General features: G+C 69.2%; 17 protein-coding genes and 1 pseudogene. 12 read left to right on the top strand and 6 right to left on the bottom strand.

What is annotated here, in order from left to right:
- Positions 1–77 precede the first annotated feature (77 nt).
- Positions 78–2,174: an N-6 DNA methylase gene (locus NDW01_RS35735; RefSeq protein ID WP_252828780.1), complete on the bottom strand. Its 2,097-nt coding sequence runs from the start codon at positions 2,172–2,174 to the stop codon at positions 78–80.
- A 130-nt stretch (positions 2,175–2,304) separates the two neighbouring features.
- Between NDW01_RS35735 and NDW01_RS35730 the strand changes: the two genes are divergently transcribed.
- The 6 genes from NDW01_RS35730 to NDW01_RS35705 all read left to right on the top strand — a co-directional run bounded on the left by NDW01_RS35730 (position 2,305) and on the right by NDW01_RS35705 (position 8,032).
- Positions 2,305–3,234: an exonuclease domain-containing protein gene (locus tag NDW01_RS35730; RefSeq protein WP_252828779.1), complete on the top strand. Its 930-nt coding sequence runs from the start codon at positions 2,305–2,307 to the stop codon at positions 3,232–3,234.
- A 41-nt stretch (positions 3,235–3,275) separates the two neighbouring features.
- Entirely contained in the window at positions 3,276–3,752 is a 477-nt protein-coding gene (locus tag NDW01_RS35725) for a DUF4352 domain-containing protein (RefSeq protein ID WP_252828778.1), read from the top strand.
- A gap of 511 nt (positions 3,753–4,263) precedes the next feature.
- The gene (locus NDW01_RS35720; protein ID WP_256513937.1) at positions 4,264–5,577 is read left to right on the top strand and encodes a DUF4365 domain-containing protein; all 1,314 of its coding nucleotides are present in this window, start codon (positions 4,264–4,266) and stop codon (positions 5,575–5,577) included.
- Positions 5,578–5,585: 8 nt separating this feature from the next.
- Positions 5,586–7,022, top strand: a complete 1,437-nt coding sequence (locus NDW01_RS35715) for an argonaute/piwi family protein (RefSeq protein WP_252828776.1) — start codon at positions 5,586–5,588, stop codon at positions 7,020–7,022.
- A 178-nt stretch (positions 7,023–7,200) separates the two neighbouring features.
- Positions 7,201–7,440 (top strand): hypothetical protein, encoded by a 240-nt coding sequence (locus NDW01_RS35710; protein WP_252828775.1) that lies wholly within the window; start codon positions 7,201–7,203, stop codon positions 7,438–7,440.
- A 364-nt stretch (positions 7,441–7,804) separates the two neighbouring features.
- Positions 7,805–8,032 (top strand): hypothetical protein, encoded by a 228-nt coding sequence (locus tag NDW01_RS35705; protein WP_252828774.1) that lies wholly within the window; start codon positions 7,805–7,807, stop codon positions 8,030–8,032.
- Between the two features lie 164 nt (positions 8,033–8,196).
- Here the strand turns inward: NDW01_RS35705 and NDW01_RS35700 are convergent, their stop codons facing one another.
- From NDW01_RS35700 to NDW01_RS35690, 3 genes are all read right to left on the bottom strand, one after another.
- A complete protein-coding gene (locus tag NDW01_RS35700; RefSeq protein WP_252828773.1) occupies positions 8,197–8,346 on the bottom strand; it encodes a helix-turn-helix domain-containing protein in 150 nt (49 codons plus the stop codon).
- 195 nt (positions 8,347–8,541) lie between these two features.
- A complete protein-coding gene (locus NDW01_RS35695) occupies positions 8,542–9,498 on the bottom strand; it encodes a phosphotransferase family protein (protein ID WP_252828772.1) in 957 nt (318 codons plus the stop codon).
- A gap of 26 nt (positions 9,499–9,524) precedes the next feature.
- Positions 9,525–10,838 (bottom strand): hypothetical protein, encoded by a 1,314-nt coding sequence (locus tag NDW01_RS35690; protein WP_252828771.1) that lies wholly within the window; start codon positions 10,836–10,838, stop codon positions 9,525–9,527.
- Between the two features lie 108 nt (positions 10,839–10,946).
- Here NDW01_RS35690 and NDW01_RS35685 point away from each other — a divergent pair, with 108 nt between their 5' ends.
- The 4 genes from NDW01_RS35685 (at position 10,947) to NDW01_RS35670 (ending at position 15,724) form a co-directional block, all read left to right on the top strand.
- Positions 10,947–12,803 carry a hypothetical protein gene (locus NDW01_RS35685; RefSeq protein ID WP_252828770.1) on the top strand — a complete coding sequence of 619 codons (1,857 nt, stop codon included), beginning with the start codon at positions 10,947–10,949 and terminating at the stop codon, positions 12,801–12,803.
- On the top strand, positions 12,796–13,473 hold the full coding sequence (locus tag NDW01_RS35680) for an SDR family NAD(P)-dependent oxidoreductase (protein WP_252828769.1): 678 nt from the start codon (positions 12,796–12,798) through the stop codon (positions 13,471–13,473). The genes NDW01_RS35685 and NDW01_RS35680 overlap by 8 nt, the downstream gene beginning before the upstream one ends.
- Positions 13,466–14,710 (top strand): AMP-binding protein, encoded by a 1,245-nt coding sequence (locus tag NDW01_RS35675; protein WP_252828768.1) that lies wholly within the window; start codon positions 13,466–13,468, stop codon positions 14,708–14,710. Before NDW01_RS35680 ends, NDW01_RS35675 begins: the two co-directional genes overlap by 8 nt.
- 537 nt (positions 14,711–15,247) lie before the next feature.
- Positions 15,248–15,724, top strand: a complete 477-nt coding sequence (locus NDW01_RS35670) for an NUDIX domain-containing protein (protein WP_252828767.1) — start codon at positions 15,248–15,250, stop codon at positions 15,722–15,724.
- 59 nt (positions 15,725–15,783) lie between these two features.
- Here the strand turns inward: NDW01_RS35670 and fxlM are convergent, their stop codons facing one another.
- Positions 15,784–17,040, bottom strand: a complete 1,257-nt coding sequence (gene fxlM, locus NDW01_RS35665; protein ID WP_308211852.1) for a methyltransferase, FxLD system — start codon at positions 17,038–17,040, stop codon at positions 15,784–15,786.
- Positions 17,041–17,359: 319 nt separating this feature from the next.
- Between fxlM and NDW01_RS35660 the strand changes: the two genes are divergently transcribed.
- Positions 17,360–18,748: an MFS transporter gene (locus NDW01_RS35660; RefSeq protein ID WP_252828765.1), complete on the top strand. Its 1,389-nt coding sequence runs from the start codon at positions 17,360–17,362 to the stop codon at positions 18,746–18,748.
- A 4-nt stretch (positions 18,749–18,752) separates the two neighbouring features.
- Entirely contained in the window at positions 18,753–20,051 is a 1,299-nt protein-coding gene (locus NDW01_RS35655) for an MFS transporter (protein ID WP_252828764.1), read from the top strand.
- Positions 20,052–20,389: 338 nt separating this feature from the next.
- On the opposite strand, the pseudogene NDW01_RS35650 reads toward NDW01_RS35655, so the two are convergent.
- Positions 20,390–20,577, bottom strand: a pseudogene (locus tag NDW01_RS35650) (IS256 family transposase); the annotation flags it as partial.

Here is a 20,577-nt window from a genome sequence, read left to right as displayed (position 1 = left end):
CACCACAGGCCATTAACGCGCGCACACCACTTCTTGAGCTGATCGTCGAGCCCCGCATACCGACGAACCCTCGGTCCTCATGGCAACTCGGCTCCATGGGGAAGCAGCGCGCCGCTGCTGAGGGTCGTGGCCACGAGGTCCGCTGTCTCATCCGCGCACGCCGCGGCGTTCCGCGCGCTGGTCCGAAGTTTGTGAATCTTCCGGAAAACGTGGCCGTAAGCGGTTTGCCCATCAAGCGGGAGCAGCGGGATACGCAGCCGGGACGCCACGAGTTGGAATGTGGATGAGCCGGTCGTCGCCTGGCTGACGTTGTCGGGTGCGCTCACGAACCCGGCGAGGAACCACGGATCGAGACGTCTGGGATCCGGCCGGAGCAAGATCACGCCGTTGCCGAGCAGGCATCCGGCATCGTCCTCACCCGCCACGCGGGTCGCGACGCCCTGCGGACCGACGTTCTGGGTGAGCAGGACGTCCCCCGCCTCGATGACGAACGGGTCGGCCAGGTGCAACTCGCGTGCGTCGCCGCTGGCGCGGATCCCGTCGATCAGGTCGCGCGCCCGGAGGATGGGACGATTCGCAAGGTCGGTAGGCGCGGTACCGGCTGAGAGGGACCGCACTCCCTTATGGACGGCGAGCGCGCCGCCGCGGGCCAGGTCGGCGACCGTGGCGCTGCGCCAGCTGCGGCTGGTCTCCCCGGCCGAGGTCAGTGGTCCGATCTCGCTCGCCGCCGCCAGAGCGGCCACGTCCGCTTTGAGGCGCTCGGCGAGCTCGGTCACGTTGCGCAGGGCCGCGTCCGGGCTGATCACTGGTGCCGTGCGGACGTGTCGTGCCGGCGAGAGATCGACGAGCTCGTCCAGGAGGTCGATCGCCGGTACCGCCCGGGCGGTACCGGGTATCTCGGTGAACTCGGTCGGCGCGGTGAACGCCTTCCACGTGCTGAGGATCGTCTCGTGGAGCCTGTTCTTGTCCGGTGTCTCGCCTTGGGCGGCCGGCTGGTCCGTCGAGACGTGCTCGTTGGAGGCGTCCATCAGGAGGACCAGATCCCGGCCGGGGCGGCTCGCTTCGGGGCGCCGGAGTATCCACAGGTGAAGCCCGATGTGGTGGGGCACCGCGAGGCCCGGCGGGAGGGCGATGACTGCGCAGAGCGCTCCCTGCCGAAGCAGCTCAGCCCGGATGCGGCGGCCGGAGGATCGTGACGCGGTCGCCGGTGGAAGCAGCAGCACGGCGTGGCCGCCCTCGGTAAGGTGCGCCAGGGCGTGCTGGACCCAGGCGAGTTCCGGCTCCGAGCGCGGTGGCACGCCGTACGCCCAGCGCGTGTCGAGTGCCAGTTCGTCATGCCCCCACTCGCGGTCGCCGTACGGCGGGTTGCACACCACGGCGTCCACCCGAAGGCCGGGAAAGGCGTCGTCGCGCAGGCTGTCCCCAGACCTGACATCCACAGAGGCTTTAGCCGGCCCTTCGGCCAGCCGGGCCCTGGCCTGAGCCGCAGTGACGAGACGGTATTCCTGGCCGTGTATCCGTGCGCCTGGCTTGAGGGCAGCCGCCGTCGCGGCGAGGAGGCGTCCACCTCCGCAGGCCGGGTCGAGAACGCTGTGGACACGCGGGCCTCCGGACGTTGCCAACCCGGCCATCAGGTCGGCGAGCGCCTCCGGCGTCGGATGGGTCCCGCGGATGCCGATCGGCGCTTCGCCATGTTCCTCGAGCACGTCGAAGACGGCGAGAGGGCCTTCCTGGCGAATCACGTTCGCCGCCGATCGCAGAAGCGCCGCGGAGATGCCCGCAGGGCTCAATTCGTCGGTACCAGAGTCGGATGACACCGCTTCGGCATGCAGCGCGAGCAGCTCCTCGTCGTCCAGCGTCGCGATCCCGGCGCGTTTCTTGTCACCCAGCCCGGCGACGTGCGCCGTGAACAGGGCTACGGCCTCGGCCTCGCGCGGCACACGTCCGCGCAGGTGGGTTCGCAAGTCGTCTTTTGACGAACGCGTGGGCAGGCGGCCCCGGGCGTCGAGCCACACCTCGACCTGCCGCCGGTCGTAGCTGGGGCTGGCCTCCGTCCCCCCACTGGGCTGCGGAAAGTCGGCGTGGCGCCGGCGCCAGTTGCTCACGGTCGCCCGTGTCACACCGGCGAGCCGAGAGATCTCGGCGGCGGTCAACTGCTCGCTCTGCGATGCCATCGGAACTTCCTCGTCAGCTTTCTGAAGCACCGCCACTGTACACCATCCAATACAGCAGAGCCATTTGACAGTGCTTTCACGTCATGCTCTCATGGTCATGCTTTCAACGACTCAGTGTGAGGAGCGACGGATGACGAGTTGGGTGGCGATCGACTTCGAGACGGCGAACGCTGTGCGGGCAAGCCCGTGCTCGGTCGGACTGGTCAAGGTGAAGGAAGGGCAGATTGTCGAGGAGTGGTCATCGTTGATCAAGCCGCCGCCCGGCTACGACCACTTCGACGCCTTCAACGTGCGCATTCACGGCATCACGGCGAACCACGTCAGGGACGCCCCCAGCTGGCCGGATACGCTGCAGCGCATCGCCCAGTTCGCCGGCGACGTACCTTTCGTGGCGCACAACGCGGCCTTCGACATCGGAGTTCTCGCCGATGCCTGCAGGGCGAGCGGCCTCCCCGTTCCAGACCTCCGGTTCGCCTGCACGTACGTGATCGCGCGACGAGTCTGGACCGGCCTGCTCTCGTACAAGCTCCCAGTCCTCGCCGACGCCCTGGGCATCGAACTGCCCCGCCACCATGACGCCGGCGACGACGCGCGCACAGCGGCCCAGGTGATGCTGGCCGCGCAGGAACAGCAGAGAACGGCCACCCTGGACGAGCTCCTTACGGTCCACAGGATCCAGATGGGCTCCTCCCGCGGCGGCGTCCGCCAGGGATGCAGATACCGGGGAGCCGCGGCGCGCAGGCCGTTTCCGGACGCCAATCCCGACGCCGACCCGGACAACCCGTTCTTCGGGCTCACCGTCTGCTTCACCGGATCACTGCCGGGCCTGACCCGGAACACCGCCGCCGAACGGATCGCCGCCCTCGGAGCCCGGACCGTCCCCGACGTCACCAAGTCCGTCGACCTACTGGTGGTCGCCGGTATCAGGCCCCACCAACTCGCCCCCGGGACGACGAAGACCGGCAAGCTCGCCAAAGCCGAACGGCTCCGCGAGTCGGGTCACGACATCACGGTCATCGACGCCGAAGAGTTCTACGAACTGCTCGCAGTGGCCGTGTGACGCGCCACGCAGCATACGCCCCCGCGATCAAGGAGGATTCCATGCGAAAGATCATCATCAGCCTCGGTGCGGTCGCCATCCTCACCACCGGCTGCAACCTCGACCAGGACCCGGTCACCGTCCAGTCGGCCGACCCCGGCAAGCCGGCGGGCAAGAGCGGCAGCGCGACCCGGAAAATGACGTTCCCGATCAAGCTCACCGCCAGGTGGGCACACGCCGACAAAAGCATCCTGAGCGACGGCAGCGCCCTGTCCTGCGTCAAGGTCACCGTCACCAACCAGACCAAGAAGCAACTCGATGTCAACCCGCTGTACTTCTCGATCACCGACACCCGGAACACCAAGCACGACAGCAGCTCCGCCCTCGGCCGGTACGAGGGACAGATCGACACGACGAGCCTCGCCCCAGGCGAAAAGGCAACAGGCATGGTCTGCGCGAAAGGCAACTTCCGACCCAAGGTCATCGCGATGACCAATCCGCTCTTCTCCGAGGCGGCGCGAGCCCAGGTCGCCTCCTGAGAGCCGGTCGTCAACACCGCCCAGCGCCGGGTGATCAACGTTCGTGAGCGGCGACCCCACCTGTAGTCCTCATGCGTCGTTGGCGCGTTCGCCTTGATGACGATCTTCAGTTACGTAGCGTGATGCCGTCTCTCTGTCGGACGCACTCTTCTGCCGAAAAGCGGTCGTTGGGATTTCGAGGTCCTGACACATAAAGGTCGAAGGCGTTGACCATCGTAGACTCGGCCAACTGATCGACCCCCACTAGTTGAGCGGATGGTGTCAGGTGCACTCTGTTCGCGAGTGTTAGCACCACATCGGCCGTCAACGACGCTACTGAGCCGCCAGCGCCTGGCTGCCAAGCCGGAATTGTCGGTGGGTCAGCCTATGTTGAATATAGCTCGGGGCACAGCTTGACAGCGAGCGAAGGATTAACGCATGACGTGGGGTACGGACGTACGGTGGCGTTGGCCTACCGGATTCAACCGGGCTGCGGCGCACGCGCCTGCGCCGGTGTCGGGGCCGTGATCGGATGCCTAAGCGTAGCGTCCAGCAGCGTGCTGGATACCGGGGCGAGGCATTCGTTGACAAGGCTGTCTCCGACGCCGGTCACGTGTGGAACGACACCCGACGCGACTTTGCGATCGACGGCCAGATCGAGTTCGTGGACACCGACCGTGAAGTCACCGGGGTCGCCGTAGTAGCCCAAGTGAAGGCCACAGAGGTCGGATTCCCGGGTGAGACAGCGACGGGGTTCAAGTTCTCCTGCAAGGCCGACCACGTCGACTACTGGCTTCGACTGGGTCGACCGGTCGTGCTGATCTGCGTGGACCTCCGTGTCCAACAGGCGTGGTGGAAGCGCGTCGACACCTGGTTCGCCGACCCCGAGCGCAAGGCGCGGTGCGTGGTCCAGTTCGATAAGAGCGCAGACCGCTTCGACCCTGACGCCTTTAGCCAGCTATCGGGCCTGGGTGTGCCTGTCGGGGAGCCGCTGCCGCGGCTCGAGCGCAGCGAGCAGCTCGTCTCGAACCTGCTCGCTGTCGAAGGGTTCGCCCCCTTTGTCTACGAGGCGTCGACGCCATGCCGCGACCGCGGCGATGCCTGGGAGCGAATGCGTTCGAACGGCAACAAGTTCGAGGGCGGCTTCCATCTGGCCGCCGGGCGGATCCTCTCGCTGTGCCGCCTGGACGAGGGTCCGCTGGCAGTGCTGTGTGACGGTCCGGTGACTTCCGTTCCGACCGAGACCTGGTCGAACACCGAGGACTCTGACCTACAACGGATTTTCGTGTCCCTGTTGAATTTCACCCTGCGCTCGGCCCACCATCGCGACCTTGTATGGCACTCTAAAAAGAAGGTCGTTTACATGCAGGCGCCGCCAGACCGCTCCAATCGGAGGATCAAGGGCCGCTATCGGGGCAGCCGCGGGCGCAGCTTTTTCACTCCGTACTTTGGCAAGGACGACGAAACAAAGATCAGCTTTTGTCGTCACTACGCCGCCAGCCTGTATTTCCGCCGCTGGGGCGAGCAGTGGTTCCTGGAGATCAATCCCACCTACCACTTCACTATCGACGGCCGACGCGACTCGCTGTACGACGCTGAGTACGTAAGGAAGATCAAGCGTATGGAGCGCAACAACGCCGTCTACCAGCTCGTGCGCGCCTGGGCCGACTATCTGCAAGGCGAGGACAATCTGTTCAGCAGCCGGGATGAGCGCATCCGGTTCGGCCAGCTCCTGGAGCTGGATTGCGATGCCGCGATCGACGATACGGCCTGGGTTCCGCAAGAGCCCGCTCCGAAGCCGAGCGTAAACGGGCTGGCCGAGGGCCTGTGGGAGCTGCCGCGATGAGAGCACACGTGCTACACGAGCCGGAGCTGGAGTTCCGCGCCGGAAACCGACACATCGACCCCCGCTACGGCCTCAGCGTATTCGGCCCGGCCGACGCCGACTCCCCGACCGCACCGCACCAGATCCCAGTCGCTCTGGTCGGTCCCGCTCAGGCGGTCGATGGCATCCAAAGCTGGCTGCAGCGATGCCAGAATCGGATCGAGGCCAAGGACACAAAATCCGGGCAGGAGAACCTGCACCAGCCCTTTCCCGGCTTTAGCGTCGACTCCCAGTTCGGCGCTGAGCTCGTCTTCGACAGCGCCCTTGTCCGAGAGATCCCCGAACGTCAGCTGCGCCGTCTAGCTCGCGCCGACGTCGCCTCCGCCACCGCCGATGCGGTCGAGATCTACGCCGAGGCCGCCCGGTCGTTGGCCGAAACCGGGCGCTGCCGGGTCGTGATCTGCGCCCGTCCCGACGAGCTCAACGACTGTGAAGACCGCCCGTCGCCGGTGGCAAGCGCGCCCGACGAGGAGGAGCAGGAAGATCGTGAGGCAGGAGGCGACTTTCACGACCTGCTCAAAGCCAGAATGCTTACGCTGTCGGCGCCACTGCAGCTGATGCGCAAGGAGACCTGGACCGGGATCCCGGCGAGGACCGGTGGGCAGGTCACCCGGCCCCTACAGGACGAGGCCACCAGGGCCTGGAACCTGCACACGGCCTTGTACTACAAGGCCGGCGGGACACCTTGGCGCATGCAGCGCCACAGCACAGACCTGGCCACCTGCTACGTCGGAGTCAGCTTCTACCGCTCCGCGAATGGGCAGGAGTTGCACACCGCTGTTGCCCAGATCTTCAATGAGCGCGGCGACGGAGTTGTCGTACGCGGCGGCACCGCGCAGATCTCCAAGAGCGACCGCCAGCCCCACCTGGCGCTCTCCGACGCCCGGCGGCTACTGCTGGACGCGCTAAGCGAATACCGCAACAACCACGGCCACCAGCCAGCGCGCATCGTTGTCCACAAAACCTCGAACTTCACTCCCAGCGAGATCGACGGCTTCCACGAAGCCGCCGACGAACGCGACATCGACCAGGTCGACATGCTGTGGATCCAGCGGCGCGGCGCCCCGCACCTTTACCGCACCGGGCAACTCCCGCCGTTGCGCGGCACTACGGTCCAATTGGATGCACGCTCACTATTGCTGTACACCCGCGGCTCGGTGCCGTACTTCCGCACCTACCCCGGTATGTACGTTCCCCAGCCGCTACTGATCCGGCTCGCATCACGGGGTACCGATCTGCTGCTCGCTGGCACCGACATACTCGCCCTGTCCAAGATGAACTGGAACAATGCCCAGCTAGACGAACGTGACCCGCTCACCTTGCGTACCGCCTACCGGGTCGGTTCCATCCTCAAGCAGGTGCCGCCTGACGCCCGAATCGCCACCCGCTATGCCTATTACATGTAGGGCTGCATGCCGACCGGGGGGCGCCTTACCTGCGAGTTCCCGTATCGTGTCGGCATGCCGGGCGATGACAGCGTGATCGGGGACGACCGGCTCGCCGACGGGATGGCCCTGTCCTTGCGGCTGCGGCACGATTTCACGGTGACCGACGCCGACCCTTTCACTCGGCCCGGGGAACCGCGTGCTCCACGCCGATCAGCCGGCCACGTTCCACATCGAGCTCTGGCCGCCCGGGTCGAAGCAGGCGAAGACCAAGAAGATCCGGTTCCAGTTCTGGGCGCCTCGTGAGGGTGACGAGGTCGACGTGTGGACGTGCCGGTGCGACCGGCCCGTCGGCGAGTCAACGGGTGCTCCTGGTCATTGGGAGCGGACGATCCCGGTCGTGTGGGAACGGCCCAAGACCCGGAAGCTGGGTCTCTAAGGTCGCCTGCTGATGCTGTGCATGCGGTGCCGTGCAGCGTCGGCAGCCGGGAGCTCATGAGTCCGTTCTCTTTGGCGCCGCTCGACACTCTCTGCGATGCGCTCCGGCCAGTCGTAAAGGATTTGGCGGAGCCGGGCGATCTGTGTATCCGTCAGCGGCGGATCATTCGCGGCATTCCCGAACCCAGCCTGGAATGCTTCGTCGGGCGTCCGATAAAGCCGATGTGGTCTGACCATGTAAATCTCCAAGAACGTCTATTGCTCCAGCGTCTCGGCCAAGCTCCTGCTGTCCCAACGCTTCCGCGGAGGATCTACCTTGAGCTGGTTATACCTTGCCGACGGACGGTCCGGTCGACTCCGGCTGGATGGGTGACGAGCTCGACGAGAGTCTCGACGTTGACCAGGGCGAGGGCGTCCTCGAGCCGGGCGTAGTAGCCGTATCCGAGGAGGAAGCCGTTCCAGGTCGCGCGGATGACCGGCTGGGGCCCGTGGCCACGGTCGATCGTGATGACCTCCGGGCGGCGGCCGGCCCCGTCGGCGAATACGGCAAGAAGGCTTCTACCTGCGGTGATGCCTTCCAGGAGGGGCCTTAGCCGGGTTGCAACGGCTGTTCTTCATGTCAGGAGGCTCGCCGCTTGGGCGGCCGCGCATGGAGCTGAGCGACGCCTGTCGTCGCCGCCTCGGCGGTCTTCTTTCTGCGCGGCGCGGCGGCCGGGCCCACGTCCTCGGGCTGCTGCTCGAACTGCCGGATGATTTGCTAGAGGTGCGCGTCGGTGAAGCGGTACGCGCCGCCTATGAAGGTGAAGGGGATACGGCGCTTTCGTGCCTGCTCCTTGAGCCATGACGGCTTGCAGCGGAGCTTCTCCGCGGCCTCGTCGGGTGTGTGCAGCAGCGGGGTGGTGCTCATGGTCGGCTCCTGGGCGTGGTAGCCGGAGGCGGGTTAGCGGACGCGGCGGATAGGGCCGCCTGGCTCCCGGCTTCAGCCGGTGTACTGCGCGGCACGGCAGCTGGCAGCGTACTGCTCGAGCTCGGGCAGGACCTGATCCCGCAGCCGGGCGGCGCGCTGCTTGTGCTCGTCCAGCTTGGCCTGCGTGGCGCCCTCCTATCTCCAGGTGGTGCGGTGCGCCGTCCAGGCGATCGCCGCGCGAGCGGCTCGTCCCTGGTGGCTGCGCAGGTGAGGAACTCCCGGCGGCGCTGGCTGACGTGAGCTGCGGGCCCAGTAGCCGGCGAACGCCGCGGCGTAGCTGGTGATGATGGCCGGGTCGGTGTCCCGCCAGGCCGGTACGTCGGCGAGCGCGGCTTCGGCCGCGGCGGGCGTGTGCCCGGCCAGGATCAGGTGCGGGACGAGGTCGACGACATCGAGCCAGGCAGCCCCGCGGGCCGGTTGCGCCCAGTCGATCAAGAACACCCTGCCCTCCGGGTCGAGGAGAAGGTTGGAGGCGTTCACGTCGCCGTGGACCAGCGTGTCCCCGGCGGCCGCCGTAAGCCAGGCGGTCTCGAGCGCGGCCAGGTCGTCCAGGTGCCGCCGGGTCCACTCGTCCAAGTCGGGGGGCGGCGTGGCCGCCAGGGTTCCCCAGCCGTGCACGAAGTCGGCGAGGTCGATCTCGGCGGCGGGTGCATCGACGGGGCAGGGGGTCAGGACGTCGGCCAGGCCGGCGATCGTGACCACCACCCCAGGAACGTCCGGGGAGCCGGGTGACAGGTCGGCGTGCCGGGCGTCGACGTCGTCCAGGACGAGGACGACCCAGTCGGCGATCTGGCCGTCCCAGTGGAGCCGGGGCGCGGGCGCGGCCGCCGGAAGCGCCCGGGTGGCCGCGGCCTCGTCGCGATACTTCCCGGCGAGCGGGTGCGCGGCGGGGATGCCCTTGGCAAAGACGCGGCGGCCGTCGGCGAGTTGAATTCGGGCGGCTAGGCCGGGTGTGAAGCCGCCGCCCTGGACGTGGGCGGTGGTGATGTCGCCGAGCAGCTCGGCCAGGCCCTCGCGGAGCGGGGCGGGCAACTCCCCCCAGCGTGGGCGTACGGCTGTAGCGGCCGGCTGTACGGATTGGGGCGTGGTCACGGGCCGATGGTAACCACGCCGCGTGATCAACTCCGGTGATTTCGGTGAGGGCTGTCCGGAAGCAGGTCGTGGGGGAGGGGAGCCAGTTCGCGGCGGATGCGGGCCGAGGCGACCGTCGTCAGCTCTGTGCGGATCCGTCCGAGGGTCTGCGCGGCGGCGTCCCGGTGGCCGCGGCGGTACTGGACGCGGGCGAGCCGCGTGGCGATCAGCGCGCGGGTGCGGCGTTCGATGGGTCGGCGGGTGTTCACGGAGGCGGCGAGGTGTCGTTCGGCTTCGGGCAGGTCGCCGAGGCTCGCCAGGAGGGTGCCGGTCTGGTGCTCGAAGGATTCGCGGCGGTAGCCGCCGTACCAGGCATCCTCGGGGAGGGAGTCGGCGCGCTCGAGGTCGCGTTCGGCTCGGGTGAGGATCTGGCGCGCGTCGCGGCCGTCGGCTGCGGCGGCCAGCGCCTCGGCATGCGCCCCGGTGATCCAGGCGCGGGTACGTGTCGGGCAGCCGCGCCGGATCTCGGACACCGCGGCCTCGGCCAGGTCGACAGCGCGGTGCGGGTGACCGAGCTCGATCGCCTGAATCGCCATCGAGCGCAGCGCGGTCGCGCGCAGCAGAGGGTCGCCGGCCTCTTCGGCCAGGCGCACGGACTCGATGTAGTACTTCTGACCGAGGCCGTTCGCGCCGGCGTCGGCCGCCATCCACCCGGCGAGGTAGGTCAGTTCGGAGGCGGCGCGGAACAGGTCCGGGCGGGCCCGGCCGGTGGTGCCGCGCAGCAGCGGGCCGATCTCGCCGGCGAGGTACCCGGCGATCGCGGCGCGGGCGTTGCCGCCGCCGTACAGGTCATCCATATCAGCCAGGTGCCTGGTGGTGGCCCGGATCCGGGCGACGTCGGCCGCGCCGGCGCGGCGACCGGGCCCGGAGCGGGACAGGATGCGGTGCGGGTCGGTCGGCATCGTGAGGGCGGCCAGGCTGTAGAGGCCGGTGGCCAGTGCAGTTCGGCGGTCCATGTCACTCCTTGCCAGCCGCATCAGCCACGCCACGGGGTCACCTTGCCACGGGTCCGCGCGAATGTCGGTCATCGCCGGGGCATCCCAGCCAAGATCCTCGGCCGTCAGTTCCGGACTGCTGAGGGCCCGCGCGAAGGCCTCGACGGTGATCGGGATGGCCTCGTCGCGGGGGACGACGCCGGCGATCCAGTGCGCGATCGCACCAGCACCGTAGGTCAGAGGGAGGTCGTTCTCAGCCCCGACCGCGTTGATGGCCTCGGCCGCGGCGGCCAGGGTCCATCCGGCCTGGTCGATCGCCGCTCGTAACGCGGGGTTCTGGATGGGGCGGCTTCGCTGACGCGCCATGCCGCCAGCATGCCCACCGATTGCATTGCCTTCAATACGTTCCGACCTTCCGCCCGGACCCGCGGCGCTCTTCACTGACCCCCAAGACCCCCGAGTCAGGGAGCGCTCATGATCCTCACCAGCACTTACCGCGATCAGACCAGCCTCAGCCGGGACCTGCTCGCGGCGTTCTCCGCCCTCGACCACGCCACCACCGCCGGCCTGTCGCCCGACGCGCTGGCCGGCGCGCTCGACCGGCTGCTGCGCCGGCTGGCCGTCCTGGCCGCCCTGCACGGCAGCGACGTGCCCGCCCAGTTCCTGTCCGCCCTGGCCGACGTCGACGCCGGCAGCGTCGACCCCGTCGACCTGGCCGCGGCCTACCTCGAACACGGCACCGGCACGATTTCGGGCGAGGCGAGCGAGATCCAGCAGGAGCTCGTCCACTTCTCCCGCATCGTCGACATCGGCCAGCTCGGCCTGCAGGCCGGCGTCGACGAGCACGCGCTGCGCCGGCTACGCGGCTCCGATCGGCTCCCGGACTCGCTGAAGGTCCTGTCGGAGCTGGTCATCGTGACCCGGGCCCGGCTGACCCAGCGAGGCCGCCTGCTGCCGACGCCGTGGCTGCGGCCCGACCCCGCCGCCGAGACCGACACCGGCGACGTGACCATCGCCGCGCCGCCGGCGACCCCGGACTACTGGATGGCGGTGCGCTGTGCCCGGCGCCGCCTGCGCCGGCAGTTCCGCTATGAGCTGTCCGCGCTCCTGGAGTACCTGACCCCGGTCGAGGCCGCGCTCGCCCTGTGGGCGCACGCGCACGAGCAGCAGCTGCCCACAGGCGTCGACTTCCTGGTCGTCCAGGCCGACCCGTGCGGCGTCACCGCGGCCTCCTGGACCTACCAGCCCGGCGCCCGGCCCGAGACCAACGACGTCATCGGCCACGTCGCCCGGCAGCTCCCGGCCATCACCACCCTGACGACCGGACGCAGCACCGTCGTTCCGATGGGCCAGGGCGCCTACCGCATCACCGCAAACGCGTTCGCCGCCGCCACCGTGACCGACCAGACCAGCAACGCCACGGCCGCGACCCTGACCGCGCCACCGGAAACCGGCGCCGTCACGCATCAGGCCATGGCCGAGGAGGCCCGCCTCCTGCTCTCCCGCTACACCGGCCCGGAGCTGGTCAGCATGGAGGCCGGCCACATCCACCTGGACCGGGACCTCGACGTCGACCAGGACACCGGCGTGGCCATCGGCGCCGCGCTGATGGAACTGCTCGCTCCCCGGCAGACCCGGCCGCCGGTGCTCACGCCGATGATGGACGACGATCACGTCCTGGTCCGGCTCGCCCCGACCGCCTACCGCCAGTTCCTGCGGCAGACGTTCGGCGGCGCGCCGATGCACCTGATCTGTGAGTCCTCACCGATCATCCGCGCCATCGTCGTCGCGCTCTATCAGCGGCTGCGGAACTCCAAGCTCGGCAACCGGTTCGACCGCCGCGGCGGCAACCTGTTCCTGCCGCTGCCCGACGGCAGCCACTGCGAACTGTTCGAGGGCATCGACGGTACGCCGATCACCGGTTGCGTGTTCTTCGAGACCGCGCTGCTGACGTACCGCACCGCCCCCGCACGGTTCGACCGGTACTTCGCCGAGCGGTACGGCCTCAGGGTCGGGGTGCACGAGCAGGCCGCGCAGATTCTGTCCGGTGACCAGCCGCACGATGAGAAGGTCGCCGAGCTCGGCGAGTACTACCGGCGGTTCGCCGACGTCACGGACCCGCACCGGCCCGACCCGCACATCACCGCGCTCGTGGCCGACGTGCTCGACCACGCCGCGCCGGTCACCGCGCACCTCAACGTCCTAGAGGACTACTACGAGGTCCAGCAGAGCCGCGTCCGCCAGCTCCTGAAGCTGCTCGGTCTGCCGCTGCGGATGGTGACCGTGCACTTCAACGCCGCCACCGGCCGCGTGGTGGTCTGCGATGAATGACCATGTGCTGGTGCTCACCGGCGGCACCGGGACGGTCGGCGAGCATCTGCTCGCCGCGCTGGCTCCGGTGTGGCCCGGTCGCCTGTGCGCGGTCGGCCGGGCCTGCCCGGCCCGGCTACCCGCCGGGCACGACTTCCTGTCCTGTGACCTGGCCGACCCGGCTGCCACCACGGCGGCCGCCGAACACCTCGCCGACGGGTCCGCGATCACCGCGCTGGTGTGCGCGGCCGGCGTCGACTCCCGCGCCACCCTGGACGACCTCACTCCGGACGCGTTCACCGCGTGCATGCAGGTGAACTGCCTGGCCCACCTGCAACTGCTGCGCGCCGCCAGCTGGCCGCTGCAGCGGCCGCTGCCCGTCGTGCTCGTCTCCAGCGACGTGGTCGGCGCCCCGGCACCCGGCACGCTCGTCTACGCCGCGGCCAAAGCCGCCGCCGAGGAAGCCTTCCGCCACGCCGCGATCGAAGCGACCGCACCGGGGATCGCGCTGCTGACCGTGCGGCTCCCCGACATCGGCGTGCCGATGCGCGCGGCCGTCCCCGGCTCGCCACCGCCACCCCGGACCGCCGGCCAACGCCCGAACGAAGCCCTGGCGGCGGCCGTCGCGGCCATCACCCAGTTCATCACCCAAAAGCACGCCGCCCGCACCGAGGAGGTCTGGCATGCCTGACTGGACGATCTCCACCACCGGCACCGACCCGGCACCCGCCCGGGTCATCGCCGAGGAGACTCACCTGCCCCTGACCCGTCCGACCCACGCTCCGAGCACCTACCTGATGCACGGATCCGACCAGGCCCGGATCGCCGCGGCCGCGCAGACCGCGCTGCAGGCCGGCCATCGCCTCGTCCTGCTCCCCGGCCCGCCGCAGACCGGCGCCCTGCCCGACGGCATCGCCGTGCGGATTGGCGAGCGGCGAGTCCGCGTCGACGAGCACACCGGCGGGGATGTCCGCGGCGGCTGGGAGGTGGCGATGTTCACCTCCGGCAGCACCGGGACCCCGCGTGGGTACGGGTTCACCAGCCCGCAGCTGGAGCAGGTCACCGCCTGGTACGAGCAGATCTACCAGGTCAGCAAGGACAGCATCCTTGTCACCGCGCTTCCGGCCGCCTACAACTTCACCTTCGTCGCCGGCGTTCTCCTCGCCGCCCGGCTCGGCGCCCGCCTGCACCTCAGCCGATCCCTTCCACGGGTCCTGCACGACGCCAAGCAGCTGGCGAGTGCGGCGGATCGGCTCGTCGTCCTGGCCAACCCCGTCATCCTCGACCAGGCTCAAGCGGCTGGCCCGCTGCCGCGTCACGTCCTGGTCGACTCCGGCGGCGCACCGCTCAGCACCACCGCGGTCATGGAATACCGCAACCACGGCGTCGACCTCCGCGAGGGCTACGGCCTCACCGAGACCGCGAGCCTCACCCACTTCGACACCGATGCCGGAATCCCCTCAGTCGGAACGGTCGGTTTCGGGATGCCCGGCGTGCGCACCGTCATCGACACCGTTGGCGGTGGACCCGTCGTCGAGGTCGCCAGCCCGGCCATCGGCGTACCTCTCGATCCTGCCGAGTCTGCGCCCGGAGGGCGGCTGCGCACAACCGACCTCGGCCGCCTCGATGATCGCGGCCGGCTGCGGCTGCTCGGCCGCATCGGCGACGAGCAGATCGGTGGTCTGTGGCCCCGAGACACCCTCGACGTCCTCGGGCCGTTCCTGCGCCGGCGCTGCGCGCTCGTCCGCCATCACACCGGCCGGGCGACAATCCGCCTGCTCGCCGAGGCCAGCGCCGAGTACACCACCGCGATCCAGTGCCGCGCCGCCGATGCTCTGGGCGTATCACCCGACGACGTCTTCGTGACCAGCCAGGGCCCAACGCCCCTCCTGCACTCGGTCAAGCTCACACGAAGCCAGCCGCGCTGACCGGCCTACGGGGGTATCGACAGCCACCTCGCGCAGCAACGGGAGCCAAGGTCATATCTGGTTATGGCATGCGGTCGGGACTGAATCGAAAATCGGTTCAGTCCCGACCGCACGCGCGCTGCTGGCTGCCGAAGACGCCCTGGGCCGAGATGGCGAACCGCAGCCCGCCTACTCACTGCTCATGGGACCGGCCGCCGGGATCGTAGACTCCCACACCGCCAGAACGCTCACCGAAATCGGAGACCTGCCCGGCACCGAGCAGCCTTCACCTCCTGGGATCCGGTCGCCTTCCCGCGCGTTCACCTGCTGATCCACATGGACCTCGGAGACTGTCTCGCCGTCCAAGCTCGCGCCGACGAGGCCGTAGCAGCCTGGAGCCGGGCACTCGATCTGGCCGAGGGAATGGCCTCAGCCCGAATCAGAACCGCGTTGGCGTCCATCCGGCCCACCCTCACCGTTTACCGGCGCCGTGGTGTTCCCGGCGGGGCCCTTTTGGAGGAGCGGATCCGGCAAGCAGCCATCTGAGAGGATCGACCCGTGACCGACACCGCCCTGCCCCCGGCGCTCGACTCCCACACCCTGCTCGTCGCCGCCGTCATCGTGCACGACACCGCAGCGGGCCGGGTGCTGCTGATCCAGCGCGGACCCGAAGCCAAGTTCGCTGCCGGGCATTGGGACCTGCCTGTCGGTAAAGCCGACAAAGGCGAGGTCATCACCACGACCGCCGCCCGGGAGCTGAAGGAGGAGACCGGCCTGGTCGTGGAGCCGGCCGAGCTGAAGGTCGCAGGGATCATCCACGGCGCGTGGGGTGTCGAGGCCCCCAACGGCTTCTTGACCGTCGTCTTCGTCGCCAACACCTGGACCGGCGAGCCAGTGAACGCCGAGCCGCACAAGCATTCACAGGTGACGTGGTTCCCCGTCGAGCAGGTGCCCTCACAGTTCGTACGCACGACGCGCGAGGCACTGATGAACTACCTCCACGGCGGACCGATGGTGTCCACCGACGGCTTCTAACGTCCCCACGGCGTTCAGGACGCCAGTGCGCGTGCGCGAGGAGACCTCCTTTGAGTTGATCACGTTGACCGCTGCTCCGTAGCGGGCCAGGAGATCGCGACCAGTCCGTGGGCCTTCTCCATGACCGCGACGCCGTCCGGCAGGTCGAGTTCGTCGCTGCCGGTGGGCCAGAACGCGAACGTGGGGGCCGGCCCGCGCCGGGCCTGGCGGTCCCACGCCCGGATTCGCTCGACCATCACCGCCGCGGCGACCTCTGCGTGGCAGCCGTAGGCGCGTGCTCCGAACTCCGAGCCGGTGCCACCGGCGGCCGGGCGTACGGCGAGGTAGGCGAGCGAGTCGTCGCGTACAGCCCCGAAGGGGAACCACCGGCCGGTGCTAAGAGCCAACACGTCATTCTCGGCCGTGATCCGGCAGAAGCCGGGCAGGAAGCAGGCGAACCACAGGTGCAGGTCGGCGAACGAGACGCCGTGGCCGATCGTGGCGCCGGACCATACCTCTGCGGGCTCGGTCGCCAGGACACCGTCCAGCTGGTGCGGGTTCTCCGGTGCTCCCTCGTCGAAACGGAGCTCGACGCGGCGACCTTGAGCATCGGTCAACGGAAGCGCCGATTCGTGACGCGCGCCGGCGCCCTGCATCGCGACGAACCCCGCCACCTCGGCGGAGGTACTCACCAGGTGACCCGCCTCGCAGCGGAAAGCGATGGCACGGGTGATGCCGTTCATCCGCAGCGGTACGACGAGCCGCCCGCCATCGGTGAGTTGCTTCCACCAGGCCGGGGGGATGTCCCAGGCGCCGACCGTGACGATGACCGCGTCGAAGGGAGCGAACTCGGGGGCTCCCTGCTCGGCGTCGGCCAGCGTCACCGTGACCCGGCCGCCGTACCCGGTGGCGTCCAGCAGGAAGCTGGCGCGGTCGGTCACCTCCGCGTCAATGTCGACCGTGACGACGCGCCCCTCCGGGCCGACCACCTCGGCCAGCAGCGCGGCGTTGTAGCCGCCCGATCCCACCTCGAGCACGCTCATGCCCGGCCGAAGCTCGGCCTGCTCGATCATGCGGGCCTGGATGAACGGCGCGCTGACCGAGGAGATCGCGGCCCCGTTCTCACTCGTCTTGGTCACCACCGCCTGATAGGCGTCGTACGCGGCCTCCAGGGTCGTGCCAGCCGGAACGAACTGCTCACGCGGCACCGTACGGAAGGCGTACTCCACCCGTGGGGAGGTGATCTTGCCGTCCGTGAGGAGCTGGTCCGTCATGGCGTCGCGGAGAGCACGCGCAACGCTTGCGGTTGGGGTTCGGTGGCTGTCGGTCGTCGTCACCGGCGTCACCCTAATCCGAGGGACCGGCCCACCGGGGGCAGCACCGCGCTGTTCGCATGAACCCGTCGCGGGCTGCGCGAGGCCATTCCGCCGGCATCGCCGATCAGGTGCGGCCGTGGCGGCCGATACGTGTCGGACCACCCGATCATGCGCCCCGCCGCGTAGTGTCCCCGCCCGACACGGTTCCCCCGGGGAGGCAGATGATGATCACGCCGACGCGAACATTCTGGGAGTTAGCGCTTCGAAGCTGCAGGAGCGGCAGTAGTCGCCGCACGCAGGGCTCTACCCCCGGTTCGCCCGTAGTCCGAGCGCCGGCGACATGAGCAGACGTGGCCTGCTTAAACGACTCGCCACATCCGACCAGGCCAAAGAACATCTTCACCGGATCAGCGCGCCGCTTCGCGGTGACCGGCGCTTCCGTCGCTACTTCATCGCTGGCCAGATCAATGCCGCGGGGACGACGATGGAGGTCGGTGCCCTGGCGTTCGTGGTGTTGGGCACCGGGGCCGGTGCACCGGGGATCGCGATGGTGCTGCTGGCCAACATGGTCGCCGGCATCGTGATCAGCCCGCTGGGCGGGGTGGTCGCCGACCGGCTGCCCCGCGCGTTGATCATCGCGGTAGTCGAGTGCGTGATCGGCTTGATCACCGTCGCCGAGACCATTCTCATTGCCACCGGGCGCGCGGCGGTGTGGAACCTGGCGGCGCTTGCCGCGGCGAATTCGGCCGCCGCGTCGTTCTCCGAACCCGCCCGCGTGGGGCTGATCCCGGCCATCGCCCCGGCCGAGCAGCTGCAGGAGGCCAACGCGCTGGTTCAACTGTCGCGCCACGTCATCCGAACCGTCGGACCGGCCATCGGCGGCACGATCGTCGCCACCGCCGGGCCCGCCTACGGTGTCGGCCTCAACGCGGTCTCGTTCTTCGCCTCCGCCGCGCTGATCGCCACGATCAGCGCCCCCCGTGCCGCTCGCCGAGCCTTGAGTTTGCGGGCGGACCTGGTGGAAGGCTGGTCGGCGGTCCGATCCCGGCCGTGGATCTGGGCCAGCTTGATTGGTGCTGCGGTCATGGTCCCCGGCTGGCACGTCGGCTACGGGATTCTGGGTCCGCCGTGGGCGAAAGCGCATCTGGGCGGGGCCTGGGCATGGGGCCTGATCGCCTTCAGCCTGGGCTGCGGTATGGCCCTGGGCGCGGTCGTATCGCTGCTGTGGCGGCCGACGCGCGCCGGATGGGCCAACTGCCTCGGCTGCGCCGCGCTCGCCCTCCCCGATCCCGTGATGGCCGCCGGCGCGCCACTGCCGGTAGTGATGGGCGCGGTCGCCGTGGCCGCCGGTGGCCTCAGCGTCGCCTCGATCGCCTGGCAGACCGCGATCCAGCAGCACATCCCCACCGTCCAGCAGGGCCGCGTCGCAGCCTACGCCGGGATCACCGAGATCTGCCTGGCACCCGCCGGGTACCTGCTGGTCGCCCCCGTCACCAGCGCGATCGGCGTACGCGCCACCCTCACGGGGTGCGGGGCTCTGCTCGCCGTCGCCAACTTGGTGCCGTTGCTGAGCCGCGACGTTCGCCGGCTGAGACTCCACCCGCCCGGCCCCCACAGCGCCGAGGAGATCAGCTCGCTCACTCAGCGAGGGGCGGAAGACTCCGCAGACCAGGTCGAGACACCGGCCGGCGCGGCTGCGGGGCGGCTCGCCGAACCACCGGCACGATAAAGCGATGCGGCGCTTGCGCGGACACGTCGCCGAAATGGCGGCCCCGCTGACGAACCGGCAGTTCCGCGTCTTCTTCGCAGCGCAGGTGATCTCATCGGCCGGGGGAGCTGTCGCACCCATCACCCTCGCCTTCGCCATCTTGCAGCTGGGCGGCCAGGGCACGGGCATCGCCGTTGTCTTGGGGGTTGAGTTCAGCGTCTACATAGCGCTGCTCCCGGTCGGCGGCGTCATCGCCGACCGCATGCCTGGCAAACCGCTGCTGATCGCTTCCCAGGTCGTCCTCGCCTTCTTCCAGTTGGCCGAGGCCACCTTGATCCTGTCCGGCGTGGCGACGGTGTGGTCGCTGGCCGCGGTCTCCGGCGGAGGCGCTGCAGGAGCGGCACTGTTCACCCCGGTCGGGCGGCGTCTGCTCGCCCAACTACTGCCTGGGGCAGCACTCGCCCGCGCGAACGCACTCACCCAGGCCACCAAGCACGGGATCGCCGCCCTCGGGCCTGTGGCCGGCGGCGTGCTCATCGTCACGATCGGCGCGGGCTGGGGCATCTTGTGGGACTGCCTCACCTACATCGCCGCCGCCGTCTTGTTCACGCGCCTCCCCACCGTACGGACAACGGGGGAGCAGAACCCGGGCCGACCGGCCGGCGTACGTCTCGCTGAGCTCAGCGACGGCATGCACGCGATCACCAGCAGAACCTGGCTGTGGACCACGGCCCTCGCCGACTGCGTCACCGGCGGCGCATTCGCCGCCGCCATGCTGATCGGCCCGCTGTACGCGCGCGAGCATCTGCACGGCGCCCTCAGCTGGGGAACCATCACCGGCACGCTCGCCGCCGCGACCTCGATCGGCAGCATCATCGCCGCCCGATGGCCAAGCCACCGGCCCGGCATCCTCATGAGCCTTGGTACCGCGTTCACCGCGGCCGGGTTCGCCGCGATGGGCGCCGACCTGCCCCTGCCCGCCATCGTGGCGGGCACCCTACTGGCCGGCCTCGCCTTCGGGCCCGCCCAGGTCGCACGGGTGACCGCACTGCAACAGCACATCCCGGTCAACCAACTCGGACGAGTGGCCGCCTACCAGGAACTCGCCACCGTACTACCCACCCCGATCGTCTACACCGCCGCGGGCACCGCCGCGGACACACTCGGCTCCCGAACCGTCCTTGCGGTCTGCGCCGCCCTCATCGCCGGGCCTGCGCTCCTACCACTGATGGTCCCAAGCGTCCGCCACCTCACCACCGGGACCGCGCCCGGTGGCCGAGGCACTGCCAGGACACACTCGCCGGAAGCACGCGAACGTCGTTGATCTTCATGTGACGGCTCTCGGTGCAGGCTGATGAAGAACGATCCGGTGCGGGCCGTTTCGGCACCGACCATCATCCCGTTGTGACTTACCTTGGCGGCCCTGTCACTCTGCGTTGGGACCTATACGCCGATACGTGCACGTTTAGGTGGTATCAGGACGGCCCGACGAACCGGACCAGGTGTGAACCTGCACGTCCGGTGGCTCGTAGAGGAGGTCGTCGGCGACGATCCATACCCGCGATACCTCCAGACTTGGTGAGACACCCACTACGCCAGCCTCACCACACAGGTGTCCCTCCGGGTCTGTCCAGTTAACGGTGTAACTCGGTTTTGCGGGGTCTAGTTGCGGGCTGCGGCCAGGCGGCCTTCGAAGGTGATCTCGAAGGCGTTCAGGGCTGCTTTCCAGCGTTGGGTCCACCTCTTGCGGCCTTTGCCGGTCGGGTCCAGGCTCATCAGCGCCATGTAGACGCACTTGAGAGCAGCGGCCTCGGTCGGGAAGTGGCCGCGGGCCCGAACGGCCTTACGGA

It is taken from the genome of Actinoallomurus soli, from assembly GCF_024055715.1.
GTDB classification, from domain to species: domain Bacteria; phylum Actinomycetota; class Actinomycetes; order Streptosporangiales; family Streptosporangiaceae; genus Actinoallomurus; species Actinoallomurus soli.
The sequence above is the reverse complement of the archived record's forward strand: the minus strand, read 5'-3'. Positions and strand labels throughout refer to the sequence as shown.